Below are 18119 nucleotides of genomic sequence, written 5' to 3' on the forward strand. Positions count from 1 at the left end.
GTAAAATAAGTAATTTTAAAATTAAGATTTAAAATTAATATCTACGGAAGGAAAATTATGAAATTAAAGTTAAATTTTAAAACAAACTTTAAAATGGAGGTATAAAAAATTATGAAATTACAAAAGTCATTATTTTTAATAATATTTTTTCTAACTTTTCTTTGTTGTAATAACGAGGAAAGAAAAGAAGGAGTATCATTTAAAATAAGTTTGGGGGCAGAGCCAAGCAGTCTTGACCCCCAATTAGCAGACGATAATGTCGCATCAAAAATGCTAGACACAATGTTTAGAGGGATTGTCACAGGAGATCCTAATACAGGGGGAAATAAACCAGGACTTGCAAAAGGGTGGGATATTTCTTCTGACGGAACAGTTTACACATTTAATCTAAGAGAAAAAATCACTTGGAGTGACGGAGTTGCGATCACTGCAGAAGGAATTAGAAAATCTTATCTTAGAATTTTAAATAAAGAAACTGGCTCAAAGTACGTTGAAATGGTTAAATCGGTAATTAAAAATGGTCAAAAATATTTTGATGGACAAGTGTCTGACTCTGAACTTGGAATTAGAGCGATTGATGAAAAAACATTAGAAATAACACTAGAATCACCAAAACCTTATTTTATTGATATGTTAGTACACCAATCATTTATTCCAGTACCAGTTCATGTTACCGAAAAGTACGGACAAAGTTGGACAAGCCCTGAAAACATGGTGACAAGTGGTCCTTTTAAATTAAAAGAAAGAATTCCTAACGAAAAATATGTCTTTGAAAAAAATAACAAATACTACGACTCAAATGAAGTAGAATTAGAAGAGATTACATTTTACACAACAAATGACAACTCAACAGCGTATAAAATGTATGAAAATGAAGAGCTAGATGCAATTTTTGGTTCCATACCTCCAGATCTAATCAAAGATCTAAAATTAAGAAGCGACTATTACTCATCAGCTGTTAATGCCATATACTTTTACGCATTCAATACACACATTAAACCACTTGACAACGTTAAAATTAGAAAAGCCTTAACTCTTGCTATTGACAGAGAAACGCTTACATATAAAGTTCTTGACAACGGGACTACCCCTACAAGAAGAGCAACTCCCAACTTTAGTTCATATTCTTATGCAAAAAGTTTAGAATTATTTAATCCTGAAATTGCAAAAACTCTTCTAGCTGAAGCTGGGTATCCTAATGGCAATGGATTTCCAATTTTAAAATTAAAATACAATACAAACGAAGCAAATAAAAAAATTTGTGAATTTATTCAAAACCAATGGAAAAAAAATTTAAATATTGATGTGGAGCTTGAAAACGAAGAATGGACAACATACTTAAACACTAAGGCAAATGGAAATTATGAAATAGCAAGAGCAGGATGGATAGGCGATTATGCTGATCCTTTGACATTTTTAAGCATATTCACACAAGGATACACACAATTCTCATCTCATAATTACTCAAACCCAGAATACAACGAACTTATAAAGAAATCCGACCTTGAGCTTGATCCAATAAAAAGACAAGACATTTTAAGACAAGCAGAAGAGATAATTATTGAAAAAGATTTTCCAATAGCACCAATATACATATATGGGAACAGTTACCTTTTCAGAAATGACAAATGGACAGGATGGAATACCAATATTTTAGAAAGATTTGATTTATCTCAACTAAAATTAAAAAATAAATAATTAATATTTAATTTAATCAAATAAAAATCGTCTATTATTTTATTCCTTATGGACGATTTTTATTGACTTTCTTATAGAAAAAAGATAGCTTAAAACTTATAAATAAATAGTTTTAATTTGGGGAAAAGGTTAATATGAATTTTAATAAAACTAAAAAAATCGGTAAAAAAATTAAAATAGTAACACTGCTTATGCTTGCCGTGTCTTTAATTGCATGCAATAATAATTCAGAAAAAGAAAAATTAGCATTTAAAGTATACATAGGGGGAGCGCCCTCATCGCTTGACCCTCATTTGGTAGATGAGACAATAGGAGCAAGAATTTTAGAACAAATATTCTCAGGGCTTTTGACATTAAATACCAAAACAGGAAAGCTAAAGCCCGGACTTGCTAAAAATTGGGAAGCCTCAAAAGATAAAAAAACATATCAATTTTATCTAAGAGACAACCTTTTTTGGAGCGATGGAGTTGAAATTACTGCTGAAGGGATAAGAAAATCTTTTTTAAGAATTCTAAATAAAGAAACAGGATCTACAAACGTTGACATGCTCAAATCAATAATAAAAAATGGACAAGAGTATTTTGACGGGAAAGTATCCGATTCTGAACTTGGAATCAAGGCAATTGATAGTAAAACGCTGGAAATAACACTTACGGCTCCAAAGCCATATTTTCTTGAGCTGCTTCTACATTACGCATTCATGCCAGTACCTATTCATGTGATTGAAAAGTATAAGGGAAATTGGACAAGCCCTGAAAACATGGTTACTAGCGGTCCTTTTAAATTAAAAAAAAGATTACCTAATGAAAAAATTATCTTTGAAAAAAATGAACGTTATTATAATGCAAAAGAAGTAGAACTTGATGAGCTTGTCTACATTACGTCTGACAATGATCTTACTGTGTACAATATGTACAAAAACAACGAAATTGATGCTATTTTTAACAGCATCCCGCCGGACATTGTAAATGAAATAAAACTACAAAAGGACTATTACCAACACAAAAGTAATGCAATTTATTTATATTCATTTAATACAAAAATAAAACCCCTTGATGATGCTAGAGTTAGAGAAGCTTTAACCTTGGCTATTGACAGAGAAACTTTAACTTACAAAGTGCTAAATGATGGCACAGTTCCTACAAGAGAAATAACTCCTGATCTTGAAAATTACAATTATGGTAAAAAATTGGCTTTATTTGATCCTGAAAAATCTAAAAAGCTTTTGGCGGATGCAGGATATCCTAATGGGAAAGGATTCCCAATGCTAACACTAAAATATAATACAAACGAAACTCACAAAAAAATTGCTGCATTTATTCAAAACCAATGGAAAAAAATTCTAAATATCAATCTTATGCTTACTAACGAAAATTGGCCTGTTCTTACCAACAGCAGAAATACTGGCAATTTTGAAATAATAAGAGTTGGACGCATTGGGGAATATTTAGATCCACACACATACTTTACTATATTCACAAAAGAAAATTCACAACTTGCATCATACGGATATTCAAACCTAGAATTTGACAAACTCATCAGAGAATCAGATCTTGAAAAAGATCCTATAAAAAGAAAACAATTACTCAGAAAAGCAGAATCAATAATAATTGAAAAAGATTTTCCTGCTGCACCAATATACATATATTCTGGGCATTATCTTTTTAGAAACGATAAATGGACTGGATGGAGTCCTAATGTATCAGAGGTTTATTATCTTTCTGAATTAAAACCAATTAAAAATGCAAAACATAATTAATTTTAAAAGGATTTTAATATAAATTAAAACCAATATTTAAGCCTAAAAGAAAAGCTGACTAAGCTTAAGACAGTAGCTTTATTTAAAACAAAAATACATAAATAATGTGTAAGATTCTATGATAATTTTACTTAGAATCTTACACAAAAAAATTCTTCTCAAATCAAGACAATAAAATTTTAAATTAAAAAATAAAAAACAAAAAATACATTTTATTGAAAATTAAATTAATCATTATAATACAAAAAACCCCCTATTCTATCAAAAATTATCAACTATAGCTTGAAAAACAATAAAGACTATATGATATAATTGACTAATACGTAAGTTATCAACATCTATTTACAAAGGAGCAAAAATGTTAAAGTTTACTTTAAAGAAAATATTAGGAATAATACCAACTTTACTGGTAATAATTTTTTTATGCTTTTTTGTAATGAGAATGGCTCCTGGAAGTCCATTTGATTCTGAAAAACCTATTGATCCTCAAGTAAAAGCAAGATTGATGGAAAAATATCACCTTGACAAACCTTTTTATATTCAAGCTTTTTATTACATTTCAAATGCTCTCAAAGGAGACTTGGGGCCTTCTTTAAAAAAGAAAGACCTTACAGTCAATCAATACATAAAATTAGGATTTCCAAAATCACTTACACTAGGAGTAATATCCCTTATTATATCACTATCAATAGGAATACCAATAGGTATATTAGCTGCCATTTATAAAAATACTTATGTGGATTATATAATAACATCAATAGCAATATTGGGGATTTCAATACCATTATTCGTAATAGGGCCAATTTTGCAATACTTTTTTGCAATTAAATGGGGCTTGCTTTATACCTCTGGATGGATTACAGAAAGAGGAGGATTTTCAAATTTAATTCTACCCATAATAACTCTTAGCATGCCTAATGTAGCTATTTTCGCAAGAATAATCAGAGGATCAATGCTAGAAATAATACAGAGTGACTTTATAAGAACTGCACGTGCAAAAGGGCTAAGCTTCAAAACAATAGTTATAAAGCACATGTTAAGAGGAGCAATGTTGCCTGTAGTAAGCTATATAGGCCCAGCATTTGCTGCTATAATATCTGGAAGCGTAGTTATTGAAAAAATATTTAGAATTGCTGGAATGGGAATGTTTATAACAGAATCCGCACTAAACAGAGATTATCCCGTATTAATGGGAGGACTATTAGTATATTCAATAATCCTGCTTATTTCCATATTAATATCAGATATTATATATAAAATGTTAGATCCAAGAGTATAAGGGGAAATCAAAATGAATAGCCTTAAAAAACAAAACGAAGAAAACAATTCTAAACTTGAAAGAAGAGCTTGGTCAAGATTTAAAGAAAATAAGCTTGCATTTGGCAGTCTTTTTGTAATTGGATTTTATATCTTAATTGCCATTTTACAACCAATATTGCCAATATATAAATACCATACTCAAATAGTAGAGCATTCTGATTTGCCACCATCTTTCCAGGCCGCTGGAGAACTCTGGTACAATAAAGAAAAAAAATTTATTGAAAAATTAGCAAAAAAAGAAAAAAGAGAAATAAACGAAGAAGAGCTAAAAAAACTCGAAGACATAAAAAGAAAAATAGAAAATGAAGTTCAAATAATAGATAAAAGGGAAGTAAAAATACATAAAAGAGTATATTTGCTTGGTACAGACAATCTTGGAAGAGATTTGCTTGCAAGATTAATACAAGGCAGTCAAATTTCTCTTTCTGTAGGATTTATTGGGGCTTTTTTGTCTATGATAATAGGAACTATCCTGGGATCCATAGCGGGATTTTTTGGGGGATTGCCTGATAAAATAATAACTAAAATAATCGAAATTCTTTATGTACTACCCTATCTGCTTATTGTAATAATACTAATGGCAATAATGGAAAGAAGTATAATAGGATTATTCATAGCACTTGCATTTGTGTCGTGGCTAACAGTAGCTCGAGTTGTACGAGGTCAAGTACAATCACTATCAAGTTCAGAATTTATACAAGCAGCCAAAACGCTTGGCGCAACAAATCAAAGAATAATCTTAAAACACCTAATCCCTAATAGCATTGGAATGATCGTTATATTCACAACAATAAGGGTTCCAAGCTTTATTATGGCTGAAGCATTTTTATCCTTTTTAGGACTTGGAATTTCAGCTCCAATGACAAGCTGGGGAGAATTAGTGCAAAATGGAATTGCTACATTTGTTGAATATCCATGGAAAGTTTTTATTCCAGCTATAGTTATGACAATATTTCTATTATTTATGAACTTTTTAGGTGACGGGCTAAGAGATGCTTTTGATCCAAAAGATAGCATCTAAGGAGAAATTGAATGGAAAAAGAAAATATATTGGAAATAAAAAATTTAACAGTTGAATTTAGATTAAAACATACGACAATTCATCCCGTAAGCAATGTTAACCTATCTGTAAAAAGAGGAGAAATTAGAGCTATTGTTGGAGAATCCGGAAGTGGAAAATCCGTAACAAGTATGGCTATTTTAAAATTATTACCAGAACTTACAACGGTATATAAAAGTGGAGAAATACTATTTGAAAATCAAGATTTGCTAAAACTTAGCGAAAAAGAACTTTTAAAAATCAGAGGGAATAAAATATCAATGATATTTCAAGACCCAATGACTTCATTAAACCCATTTTTAAGAATATCAACTCAACTTGAAGAAACAATAATCTTGCACCAAGGATTAGGGAAAAAAGAAGCCAAAGAAAAAGCAATAGAAATGTTAAAAACTGTTGGCGTTGTAAATGCAGAAGAGAGAATAAAACATTTCCCACATCAATTTTCAGGAGGAATGAGACAAAGAGTTATGATTGCCATGGCTCTTAGCTGTCATCCATCCTTATTAATAGCAGATGAACCGACAACAGCACTTGATGTTACAATCCAAGAGCAAATATTATTATTAATCAAAAACCTATCTAAAAAATTCAATACCTCTACCATATTTATAACTCATGATCTTGCGGTTGTTGCTGAAATTTGTGATACGGTATCTGTAATGTATCAAGGAAAAATTGTAGAAGAAGGAACAGTAGAGGAAATATTTAACAATCCTAAGCATCCTTACACCATTGGGCTTTTAAAATCAATTCTTACGCTAGAACACGATCCAAATAAAAAGCTTTATTCAATAAAAGAAAACCCTATAAAGATCACAAAAACCAGCACCGAGGAGTTTTAAATGAGCAGTAAAAAAGAAATAATTCTTAAAGTAGAAAACTTAATGCAAACATTCACAACAGGAGAAGATTTTTTATTCTGGAAAAACAAACAAAAAGTAAATGCGGTAAACAATGTTAGCTTTGAAGTTGAAAAAAATAAAACTTTAGGACTCGTAGGAGAATCTGGTTGCGGCAAATCTACTACTCTTCGCTCAATAATGCAGCTTTACACGCCAACTTCTGGAAATATTTACTTTAACGGAAAAAACATAACTAAACTTTCAAAAAAAGAACTCTTAAAAACAAAAAAAGATATGCAAATGGTATTCCAAGATCCTCATACTTCGCTTGACCCAAGAATGACAATAAAAGAAATAATAGCAGAACCACTAGAAATATACAATGAAAACAAAATTCTTCCAAAAACAAAACAAGAAATAGAAAAAAGGGTAAACGAACTAACAGATATTGTTGGACTACATAAAAATATGTTAACCAGATATCCTCATGAATTTTCAGGAGGACAAAGACAAAGAATAGGAATTGCTAGAGCACTAGCTTTAAATCCTAAGCTTTTGCTTTTAGACGAAGCCGTTTCTGCGCTTGATGTATCAATCAGAGCTCAAATTTTAAATCTTCTAAAAGCTCTGCAAAAAGAATTCAATTTGTCTTATTTATTTATTTCTCACGATCTTGCCGTAGTAAAATATATGAGTGATAAAATTGCTGTAATGTACCTTGGAGTTATCCTGGAACTTGCACCTAGAGAAACGCTATTTTCAAACCCAATTCATCCATATACTAAAATGCTAATAGCATCAATTCCTGAAATCAACCCCGAAAAAAGAAAAAATAAAAATATAAAACTAGACGAGCAAACTCTAGCAAACATTAGAAAAATTCATTTATCAACCCAAGTACATCCAAAGCTCGAAGAAGTAGAAAAAGATCACTTTGTATCTAAATATCTTTTTGATGAGATGAATAGATAAATAATTAAAAGCTTACTTATGATCAAAATAGGAAACTTCGAAATCTATTTTATTATCAATTCCCTCAACAAAGTATAAATTAATTCTATTAACATTATTTTTATCTATTACTTTGTTACCAGAATCAATAAAATAATAATAAATTCTATCCTTGGGTAAATTTTTAAGCTTAATAGTATAAATTCCCTTATTGTCCTCTTTCTCAATAAGCCTATTTAAAAAAGGATTAAAATTATTAAAACTACCAGCTATTGTAACTATTTGTCCAGGACGACCTATATAAAAAATTTCAATTTCATTGTTATCATATGATTGTATTGGATTTCTTAAAGAAATATAGCTGGACTTCTCTTTAGAGACCTCAATTTTAGAAAATGGGATTAAATCCTCATTATAAACTACATTTTTATTATACTCGTCATTAGTCCAAACACCGTCTACAATAAGCCTATATTTTATACTGCTTGTGCCATGAGGAATATTAACTTTAACAAAAAAAACTCCATGCTCATTTTTTTTGAATAAATATTTCTTAGAATACTGATCAAAGTCAAAGGCAGCAAAAATTTTTCTAATTTCCTTATTGGGAGGATAAAACAATAATATACGATTGGAATCAACCATAGGCTCAAGATTGTCTTTTCTTGTTGAAACTTCTAGAAATTCATTCAAACTTAAATCAAAATCATAAATTAAATAATCATCTGAAAAAAGATTGTTAACACATAAAGCTACAAAAACCAATAAATACAAACACCTTTCTTTCATAGATTATACACAAAGCTCACAATAATAATTCTTTTGGCAAAATACTACACATTTAAACTTTTTAACATTATACTAAAAACATACATTAAAGTAAATAATACGAGGAGTACAAAAAATGGGTTTTCACATTTATGAAATCAAAGCCAGACAAATCATTGATTCTAGAGGCAATCCAACAGTTGAAGCTGATGTCATTTTAGAAGATGGAACTTACGGAAGAGCTGCCGTACCATCAGGTGCATCAACAGGAATTAACGAGGCTGTTGAGCTTAGAGATGGTGATAAGTCTGTATATATGGGAAAAGGGGTTTTAAAGGCAATTGAAAATATAAAAAACATAATTGCCCCAGAACTTGAAGGTATGAACGCCTTAAATCAGGTTGCAATCGACAGAAAAATGCTTGAACTTGATGGCACCCCTACAAAAGAAAAGCTTGGTGCTAATGCAATTTTAGCAGTTTCAATAGCTACAGCTAAAGCTGCTGCAAAGTACCTTGGACTTAAGCCTTATCAATATCTTGGAGCGTACAAAGCCAACATTTTGCCTACACCTATGTGCAATATTATTAATGGCGGCGCCCACTCTGACAACTCTGTTGACTTTCAGGAGTTCATGATAATGCCAATAGGAGCAAAAACATTCAGTGAAGCAATAAGAATGGCAGCAGAGGTTTTTCATACGCTAAAGGGCATTCTAAGTGGCAAAGGGTATGCAACTTCTGTTGGAGATGAAGGAGGATTTGCTCCAAATTTGAAATCAAATGAAGAAGCCTGTGAAGTGATTATAGAGGCAATAAAGAAGGCAGGATATGAGCCTGGAAAAGACATTGCAATAGCTCTTGATCCCGCAACATCTGAGCTTTATGATCCAAAAATAAAAAAATACGTACTTAAATGGTCAACAAAAGAAGAACTTACTTCCGAACAAATGGTTGAATATTGGGCAAAGTGGATAGAAAAATATCCAATTATTTCAATTGAAGATGGAATGGCTGAAGAAGATTGGGATGGATGGAAAAAACTTACAGACAAAATTGGAAACAAAATACAACTTGTTGGAGATGATTTGTTTGTAACAAATACCTCGTTTCTTAAAAAAGGAATTGAAATGGGAGTTGCTAATTCAATCCTTATTAAGGTCAATCAAATTGGAACACTAACAGAAACATTTGAAGCTGTAGAAATGGCTAAAAAAGCAGGTTACACGGCAATAGTCTCTCACAGATCGGGAGAAACAGAAGATACAACAATAGCTGATCTTGTAGTAGCTCTTGGAACAGGACAAATCAAAACTGGTTCACTCTCAAGAACAGACAGAATAGCAAAATACAATCAACTCATAAGAATAGAGGAAGAATTGGAAACAACTGCTGAATACCACGGTAAAAGCGTCTTTTACTCCATTAAACAAAAATAAATCAAATCCCTTTTACAGGGATTTTTTTAATTAAATAAAAATGTAAAATGTATAAAAAAATAAAATTATCTTTTGGAAAATTGGAAACTTTTTCGTGCTTTTTTCTGCCCAAATTTTTTACGTTCAACCTTCCTTGAATCTCTTGTTAAAAAACCATTAGATCTCAAAATCATCTTATTAGATTCATCAAGTTCAAAAAGAGCTCTTGAAATGCCGTGCCTTATTGCCCCTGATTGACCTGAAATCCCTCCCCCATAAACATTAATATAAAGATCATATTTCCCAAGTGTATTTGTCAAAACCAAAGGCGATAAAGCCATTGTTCTTAAATTTTCAAGTTGGATGTAAGAGTCAAAGTCTCTATTATTTACCTTGATATTGCCACTACCCTCTCTAATGTAAACTCTAGCAACAGAAGATTTTCTCCTACCAGTTCCCATTGATAAATTAACATTGCTAAAATTTGATTTTTTCATTTTACCTCTCTAAATTAGCTTACAGCTTTATAGGACTTTGAGCTTTAAGAGTATGCTCTGAACCAGAAAAGACTTTTAAATTTCTAAAAAGATTACGCCCCAAAGGGCCTTTTGGCAACATACCCTTAATAGCAATTTCAAGAGGAGCACAAGGCTTTCTCTCTGACAATGTTCTAAAAGTGTCAGAATAAAGACCTCCAGGATATCTTGAATGCCTATAATAAAGTTTTTGTTGATATTTTTTTCCCGTCAGCTTAACTTTAGAAGCATTAATAATAATAACATTGTCACCTAAATCTTGATGGGGAGTATAATAAGCCTTATGTTTGCCTCTTAAAATTTTAACAACATCCACAGCAACTTTGCCTAAAATTCTATCTGCTGCATCAATTACATACCATTTTTTCTCAACAGTCTTTGGCTTGATCCAAATCGTATCATTATTGGTTATTTTATTCATAATAGCGCTATACCCTTTATAATTTTATGTATAAATCTCATTCATTGTATTATTTGTAAGGATCACTGTCAAGTCCATCAATAAACTTATTTTTAAGAGCAAAACAAAGTTTTTTAAAATTATCCAGATCTCCTTTAGAGAACTTCAAGGGAACAATAGATGGAATACTAAAATTTGGACTAATTAAATACCCAAATTTGAGAAATTCATTAAAAATTTCAGCATGATAACAAGCATCATAAAGAGGAAGCATATACCTATCGGTTATTCTAAACAAAGGTGTGGCAAAAGAATTAAAATCAATATCGATATTTTTCTTATAAAATAAAAGCTTGCTTAATGTATGTCTAGCTAAAGATAAAGTTACAGCATCAAAATTATCTTTAAATTCTATTTTTCTAGAAAGATTATCCATAACAACAATGCTAACAGACATAAAATCGGGCAAAGGAATATTAAAAATCATGGGATATTTAATATTACTAAATCCTACTCTAAACTCATATATTCCTTCTTCTTTTTCCCAGGGCATAAAAAATTTATTTTTACCAGTTAAAGATAATAAAAATTCTTTTGCATCTTTTTCTAGCTTAAAAATATAAACAGACCCGGCCTCTTTAAAAAAAGTAAATACCAAATTGATAAACTGATTTTTAAAAACAGAAGGATAAGGAGATATCAAACACCTTGACATAGTTTGTTTAAAAAGACGATTTAAACCTTGAACCCTATAACCTAAAAAATTTTTTCCACCATTTAAATATAAATCCAAATATCTCTTACCATGAATATCGTAAAGATAAAAAAATCTTGCCCTTTTAATCACTGGTAAATTGTCTATTAAAGGCAAATCATACATTTGATAAACTTTCTAAAAGAATTTCATTTGCAAGTATAGGATTAATCTTTCCTGAAGATTTTTTCATTATTTGCCCCATCATAAATTTGATAGCATGATCTTTACCCTTTTTGTAAAGTTCAATTGATTTAGGATTTTCATCTAAAACTTCAAGCACAATCTGCTTAATAACAAACTTATCACTTACTTGCTCTAATTGATTTTCACTTATAACAACAGAGGCAGAAACTCCTCTGGTCATCATCTCTGAAAATACCCTTTTTGCCATTTTGCCACTTATTTTGCCAGCAACAATAAATTCAACAAGCTCTGTAATATAGCTTGGAAGCAAATTAAATTCAAGAACACTAATTCCTTTATCATTAAGAACGCTTAAAACTTCAGACAATATCCAATTAGCTACTTTTTTAGGATCGCTTGAATTAATAACAGCCTCTTCAAAATATTTAAGCAGGTGCTTATCTGCTGTTAAAGTAATAACATCAAAATCACTTAACCCATATTGGCCCTTAAGCCTAATTCTTGCATGAAATGGAAGTTCAATTAACTTTAAATTTTTAATATTATCAATATAAGAATCATCAATCTCTATTAAAGGCAGGTCGGGCTCTTGAAAATAGCGATAATCAGATACTGTCTCTTTATTTCTTTGAATAACCGTTGCTCCACTCTTATAATCAAATCCTCTAGTGTGCTTACCACAACTATCAAGAGTTTTCTTAAATTGAACCCACTCCTGTTGCTGCCTTAATTCTTCATATTCAATGGCCACTTTAATAGATTTAAAAGAATTTAAATTCTTTATTTCAGCTATAGGAGTTTTATACTCAACACCATTCTCTTTAACAATTAAATTAACATTTACATCACATCTAAAAGAACCATTCTCCATATTACATTCGGACAAATCAAGATACCTAAAAATTTCTCTTAAAGAGCTTAAAAAAGCAACTGCCTCATCCCCACTGCTAATATCTGGAGCAGAAACAATCTCAAGCAAAGGAGCACCCGAACGATTAAAATCAACATAGCTTTGATTTTCACTGTCCAGTAAATGTAGGCTCTTGCCAGAATCTTCTTCCATATGAATTCTAATAATGTTAATCTTTTTGGACCCAGAAGGGGTTTCAATCAATAAGCTTCCCCCCTCACAAATTGGCTTATCATTTTGCGAGATTTGATATCCTTTTGGCAAATCTGGATAATAATAATGCTTTCTATCAAATTTAACAACATTTCTAATCTTTGAATTTGTGGCATGCCCCGCTAAAATTGCACTATTAATAAGCTCTACATTCACACTTGGTAATGAACCCGGCAATCCAAGACAAATTGGACAAACACGAGAGTTGGGAACTCCTCCAAACTCATTTTTACATCCACAAAAAGCCTTTGTTTTTAAACCCAGTTGAACATGAATTTCTAATCCAATAACTAATTTATATTCCATTAAGTCCTAATTCCCTAATCACATTTTTTGAAAAACTTAAAAGTTCAAAATCCTTCTTGCTACGCCCAATAATTTGCATCCCAATTGACAATCCTTCCTCATCCTTAGAATATGGAAGCGAAATAGCAGGAGCTCCAATAAGATTTGCAATAACAGTACAAATATCTGAATAATACATTTTAACAGGATCATCAAAATCCAAACCAAGTCTAAAAGGCTTAACAAAGCTTGTTGGGGTAATAATAAAATCACAACTTTCAAAAAGCTTGTTAAATTTAGGAATAATCAAATTTTGAAGAATTTCACAAGCTTTTGCATAATATTTAGAATCATACCCTTCTGATAACAGATAATTTCCAAGAACAATACGCCTTTTAACTTCTTCTGAAAAGAAATTGCTCCTATGTTTAAAATAAAAATCATTAAGACTCAAGCTTTCAGAGATTCTCTTGCCATAACAAAGTCCAGTATAACGAGCAAGATTGGAGGATGCTTCAACAGGAGAAATTGTATAATAAATTGATAAAATAAAATTAATCTCTTCTATTGAAACTTCTTTTATATTAATGCCTTTTGACAAAAGGTCTAATTTAAACTTTGCAAAACTATTTGCAACATTTTTGTCCATTAGATCTTCGCCAAGCTCTTTGATTACAGCTAAATTTTTACTTTGCAACGATTCAATTTTTAAAGGATAAAAATCATCAAAAATGTCTACGCTAGTAGAATCCATTTTATCAGATCCACAAGTATGCTTTAAAATCAAAGCAATATCTTCAATAGAATGAGAAAAAAATCCTATTTGATCAAAAGACGAAGCATAAGATGCAAGCCCATAGCGAGAAAGACCTCCATAAGAAGGTTTAAAGCCCAAAATTCCTGAAAAAGATGCGGGCAGCCTAACAGAACCCCCAGTATCACTACCAAGCGAAAAAGGCGCTTGAAAAGCTGCAACTACAGCTGCAGAGCCTCCAGAACTACCACCTATAACATATTCTCTATTTAAAGGATTTAAAGTTGCGCCGTAATAAGAAAATTCACAAGTAGAGCCCATGGCAAATTCATCCATATTGGTTCTACCAATTAAAATTGCTCCTTTATTCTTAAGCCTTTTAATCACAGTCGCATCATAAGGAGAAATATAACCTTTTAAAATCTCAGAAGCACAAGTTAAAGATTTATCTTTAATTGAAATATTATCTTTAACTGCAATAAGCATACCAATTAACGGCAAATCTTCTAATTCACAATTTTTTAAACAATCGTCATACCTTTTTGCAATCTCTAAAGAATCATCAAAAAATTCAATATATCCATTGATATCTTTATTTAGCTCATAATTATTTTTATAAGCAAGCAAAATATCATAAATTTTACATTTTCTAGTTAAAACTAATTCTTGAATTTTGGTTAAAGTTAAATTACTTAAGTCCAACACCTTATCCTTACTCCAATATTTTAGGAGATGAAAAATATCCATCTAAAAACGAATTACTAAGTTTTTTAATTGATTCAATAGAAAGAGAAAATTCTATTTTATCCTCGCGCAACGTAGAAATCTTTTTCTTATTAGCATTAAAATTAATTTGAACCTCAAAATTTGAAATTTCATTAACCAATTTAATAACTTTCTCAAATTTTGAAATAAATTGATCTTCACTCTCTCTATTAAGTGTCACTAAGCTTAATTTTAAGCTATTTTTTAAATGTATATCTTTCAAAATAAACCTCTAAACTTTGATAATTTTTTTAATATACTCAGGACTCAAAATAGCTTTCTTACCATTTCTCAAGCTAATTTTAACAAACTGCAAGTTGCTTTGGTACCAGCTATCAACAACTATTCCCTTTTCTCCATTATAAATTATATAGTCTCCAATATTAAATCCAATATCCCTTTTATTATTAATAAAAAAATTATTAAAATTCTCTTTTAAATACTCAGGGATAAAGATAATGTCATAAGAGTTTTTGTCAATATCTTGGAAAAAAACAGAAGGCAAAGTGCCCTTATAAGAACCTCTAAAAGCTCGCCTTAAGTTTAAGGTAACAATAAGCTCTGATTTAGCTCTTGTGATTGCAACATAAAAAAGCCTTCTCTCCTCTTCAAGTCTATCTTCTGTTAATTCTTCAATTTCAGCAGGTAAAAGACCTTTCTCAAGCCCAGAAATTACAACTCTATCAAATTCAAGCCCCTTAACACCGTGAATTGAAGACAAAAGTATATTGGACTTAAAATCTCCAGAAATTAAAGGAGAAAGTGAAGAATTTTCTAAAAATATAGCAAGACCTTCAAACGTGCCTGAATATTCAATTCCACTATTAATAAGTTCATCAATATTTCTTAATTTTTCATCCTTATCAAATTTTTTATAATAATCTAAAAGACCAAACCTAATTACGACATCCTCAATAAAAGTAGATAAATTAATATAATTATCTTCAAAAAGTTTTTTACCCAGCTCATCATAAACATTTAAAAATAATAAAAGGGACTCTTTGGCTCTATTTTTAAGCAAACCTAAAGTCTTTTTACTAGCACAAAACAAATTGAAATTAACATCTTCATCGTTTAAAGAACTAATTATTTTGCCTAGAGTAGTTTTTCCAATTCCTCTAGAAGGCTTGTTTATCATTCTCAAGAAAGATATTTTATCTTTCTTGTTTATAAAAAGCCTAAGCAAACAAATAATATCTTTTATTTCCTCTCTATCATAAAATTTAATTGATCCTAAAACCTTGTATGGGATATTCTTCTTTAAAAAAGATGTTTCAAAATGAAAAGATTGAGAATTAAATCTATAAAGTATTGCTGTCTGAATATCATTGGAAATAAGCAAATTAGAAAAATATTCAGCTTCATCTGAAGTGCTTTGAAAAACTAAAAATTTCATCCTTTTATTAGAACTATTTTGAGTTGTTATTTGCTTTTCGTATCTATTTTTATTTTTTGAAATAACCTCATTTGCAATGCCCACTATATTTGAATTTGAACGATAATTTTGAACTAAATAAAATTTAATAACATTGTCAAAAGTTTTTTCAAATTCAAGAATATTTTCAATTCTAGCTCCCCTAAAAGAATATATTGACTGATCTTCATCTCCTACGACCATAAAATACATACCATCTAAATAAAGTTCTTTTAAAAATAAAAATTGTGAATAATTTGTATCTTGATATTCATCTACAAAAATAACTTTAAATCTAGATTGAATAGACTCTTTTAAAGATTTAGATTGCCTCAGCATTAAAATAGGCTTAATAATAAGATCTGAGAAATCAAAAGCATTATTTTTGGCTTTCTCTTCCTCATAAATTTTAATATACTCATATTCCTTTTCTGTAAATTCAATAAATTTTTCTAAGAAAAAATTTTCTTTGTCTTTTAAAATCAAAGCTGCAATATGTTTTGCCATTTCAAGATTTGGAGCAAGATCAATTTGTTTAATAAATTTAACAACATCATTAGTATCCCAAATTGTAAAATTTGAATCATAATTTTTGTTAAAATCCTTATAGTAAACTCTCAAAAGCCAAGACCCAAAAGAATGAAAAGTTTGAATATGAAGTTTTTTATCAAATTTTAAAAGATCATTTATCCTATCATTCATTTCATTTGCAGCTTTATTGGTAAAAGTTAAAGCCAAAATTTCATTAGGATCTATATTCATATGTTTGATTAAATGCACAATTTTTGCAATTATAACTCTTGTTTTACCACTTCCAGGCCCTGCTAAAACAAGCATTGGATTTTTACTTTTATTAAAAACAATTTTTTCTTGAGAAGTATTTAAACTAGAAAAAAATTTTTTTATTTTATCCATCACTAATAAACTTCAGAAACCTTAAGATCAAACCCTGAGGGGGTCTTTACCCAAAAAAATTGAACAGCAAAAATTTCTTTTCCCTGCTCTTTTAAAAAAGGAGTAATGTCTCTGTCATTAAGAATGATATTAACATCAGAAAGTCTTGAAAAAAATAGTATCAAAGATTTTTCAAAAGCTAAATTAATAGGAATACCTTTGGATGCAAAAAGAGACTTGCCATAAAGATTGTTTTCATCGGCATATCTAAAAAATGTATCATTTAGAAAATCGATTTTCAAATCAACATTTGAAAGTTTTTGAGAAGAATATAGGGTAAGATAATTGCTGCTCGGCAATTTTTCAGTTCCCTTAACATCAAACTGCCAATTTAAAATATTAAATCTATTGTCAATATTAGTTTCAGATACATATTTAACATTTAAGGCAAAAGACTCTAAACTTACATGAGCTATTTTCAACTTATCATAATAATAATTCTCATAAATAATTTTGACTCTAATATTATCATCAAGATTTATCTCTTTAAACTCTCCTAAATTTAAAATATTCTTACTTTTTTTAAACTCATCAACAATAACTAAATCATCGCCAATAAACGATGCTCTATATTTTGCAATATCATCACTATACGTTAAAGATAAAAAATCTCCCTCTTTAAGAGAAACGTTCCAAAAATTCTTTTTATCAAAAGAAACTTCATGAATATTTGAAATTATCTTTTCATCCTGGCTAAGATTGAAAAATTTTTTAAAATAGCCTTCCACTTCTCTAAAATATACAAACACAAACAATAATAAAAGAACACCAACAATGCCTAAAAAGACTTTAAAAATACTTAAAGACTCTAAACTAAAAAAAAACAATTTTTTTTCTGAAACTTTATTGTCGCTTAAAAACCCTAAATTTGAAATTTTATCTTCAGATTTAATCCCAATATAACTATTATTAAGTCTACTTTTATAATCCTTAAAAAGCGTTGATATTAATCTAGAATCAATATCTAAATATTCGCTATAAGTTCTTAAAAATCCAACAGCCAAAACTTCGTTTGGGAAAATTTCAATATTAGAATCTTCAAGAGCCTTAAGATACTTAATAGAAATTTTAATATCCTCAGCTACCATTTCAAGAGTCAAATTTTTACTATCTCTAACTTTTCTCAAGTAACTCCCAAATTTAATAAAATCATTTTCTTCCATAGATT

General features: G+C 29.9%; 16 protein-coding genes. 7 read left to right on the forward strand and 9 right to left on the reverse strand.

The window, feature by feature from the left end:
* The first annotated feature begins 111 nt into the window (after positions 1 to 111).
* From BSV1_RS02815 to BSV1_RS02845, 6 genes are all read left to right on the forward strand, one after another.
* Positions 112 to 1698: a peptide ABC transporter substrate-binding protein gene (locus BSV1_RS02815; RefSeq protein ID WP_008882564.1), complete on the forward strand. Its 1587-nt coding sequence runs from the start codon at positions 112 to 114 to the stop codon at positions 1696 to 1698.
* Between the two features lie 134 nt (positions 1699 to 1832).
* Positions 1833 to 3458 (forward strand): peptide ABC transporter substrate-binding protein, encoded by a 1626-nt coding sequence (locus BSV1_RS02820; RefSeq protein WP_008882755.1) that lies wholly within the window; start codon positions 1833 to 1835, stop codon positions 3456 to 3458.
* Between the two features lie 358 nt (positions 3459 to 3816).
* A complete protein-coding gene (locus BSV1_RS02830) occupies positions 3817 to 4737 on the forward strand; it encodes an ABC transporter permease (protein WP_008882696.1) in 921 nt (306 codons plus the stop codon).
* 12 nt (positions 4738 to 4749) lie between these two features.
* Positions 4750 to 5799, forward strand: coding sequence for an ABC transporter permease (locus BSV1_RS02835; protein WP_008882396.1), 1050 nt, complete (start codon positions 4750 to 4752; stop codon positions 5797 to 5799).
* A gap of 11 nt (positions 5800 to 5810) precedes the next feature.
* Positions 5811 to 6683, forward strand: a complete 873-nt coding sequence (locus BSV1_RS02840) for an ABC transporter ATP-binding protein (RefSeq protein WP_008882343.1) — start codon at positions 5811 to 5813, stop codon at positions 6681 to 6683.
* Entirely contained in the window at positions 6684 to 7655 is a 972-nt protein-coding gene (locus BSV1_RS02845) for an ATP-binding cassette domain-containing protein (protein ID WP_008882440.1), read from the forward strand. It begins immediately after the preceding gene.
* A gap of 12 nt (positions 7656 to 7667) precedes the next feature.
* Here the strand turns inward: BSV1_RS02845 and BSV1_RS02850 are convergent, their stop codons facing one another.
* The gene (locus tag BSV1_RS02850) at positions 7668 to 8399 is read right to left on the reverse strand and encodes an early set domain-containing protein (RefSeq protein WP_008882665.1); all 732 of its coding nucleotides are present in this window, start codon (positions 8397 to 8399) and stop codon (positions 7668 to 7670) included.
* 139 nt (positions 8400 to 8538) lie between these two features.
* On the opposite strand from BSV1_RS02850, the gene eno reads away from it, so the two are divergent.
* The gene (gene eno / locus BSV1_RS02855) at positions 8539 to 9840 is read left to right on the forward strand and encodes a phosphopyruvate hydratase (RefSeq protein WP_008882589.1); all 1302 of its coding nucleotides are present in this window, start codon (positions 8539 to 8541) and stop codon (positions 9838 to 9840) included.
* 65 nt (positions 9841 to 9905) lie between these two features.
* Here the strand turns inward: eno and rpsI are convergent, their stop codons facing one another.
* From rpsI to BSV1_RS02895, 8 genes are read right to left on the reverse strand one after another with little or no spacing between them, the layout of a single operon-like run.
* On the reverse strand, positions 9906 to 10316 hold the full coding sequence (rpsI, locus tag BSV1_RS02860; protein WP_004790427.1) for a 30S ribosomal protein S9: 411 nt from the start codon (positions 10314 to 10316) through the stop codon (positions 9906 to 9908).
* A gap of 19 nt (positions 10317 to 10335) precedes the next feature.
* A complete protein-coding gene (gene rplM / locus BSV1_RS02865; RefSeq protein ID WP_008882339.1) occupies positions 10336 to 10776 on the reverse strand; it encodes a 50S ribosomal protein L13 in 441 nt (146 codons plus the stop codon).
* Positions 10777 to 10825: 49 nt separating this feature from the next.
* Positions 10826 to 11635, reverse strand: coding sequence for a hypothetical protein (locus tag BSV1_RS02870; RefSeq protein WP_008882392.1), 810 nt, complete (start codon positions 11633 to 11635; stop codon positions 10826 to 10828).
* On the reverse strand, positions 11628 to 13085 hold the full coding sequence (gene gatB, locus BSV1_RS02875; RefSeq protein WP_008882522.1) for an Asp-tRNA(Asn)/Glu-tRNA(Gln) amidotransferase subunit GatB: 1458 nt from the start codon (positions 13083 to 13085) through the stop codon (positions 11628 to 11630). Before gatB ends, BSV1_RS02870 begins: the two co-directional genes overlap by 8 nt.
* On the reverse strand, positions 13075 to 14520 hold the full coding sequence (gene gatA, locus BSV1_RS02880; RefSeq protein WP_039949529.1) for an Asp-tRNA(Asn)/Glu-tRNA(Gln) amidotransferase subunit GatA: 1446 nt from the start codon (positions 14518 to 14520) through the stop codon (positions 13075 to 13077). The genes gatB and gatA overlap by 11 nt, the downstream gene beginning before the upstream one ends.
* Before the next feature lie 10 nt (positions 14521 to 14530).
* The gene (gene gatC / locus BSV1_RS02885; protein WP_008882666.1) at positions 14531 to 14806 is read right to left on the reverse strand and encodes an Asp-tRNA(Asn)/Glu-tRNA(Gln) amidotransferase subunit GatC; all 276 of its coding nucleotides are present in this window, start codon (positions 14804 to 14806) and stop codon (positions 14531 to 14533) included.
* 9 nt (positions 14807 to 14815) lie between these two features.
* Positions 14816 to 16912: an ATP-dependent helicase gene (locus tag BSV1_RS02890; protein WP_008882574.1), complete on the reverse strand. Its 2097-nt coding sequence runs from the start codon at positions 16910 to 16912 to the stop codon at positions 14816 to 14818.
* A 2-nt stretch (positions 16913 to 16914) separates the two neighbouring features.
* Entirely contained in the window at positions 16915 to 18114 is a 1200-nt protein-coding gene (locus BSV1_RS02895; RefSeq protein WP_008882790.1) for a BB_0345 family helix-turn-helix protein, read from the reverse strand.
* Positions 18115 to 18119 lie beyond the last annotated feature (5 nt).

Origin of the sequence: [Borrelia] finlandensis, from assembly GCF_000181875.2 — a bacterium.
Classification (GTDB): domain Bacteria; phylum Spirochaetota; class Spirochaetia; order Borreliales; family Borreliaceae; genus Borreliella; species Borreliella finlandensis.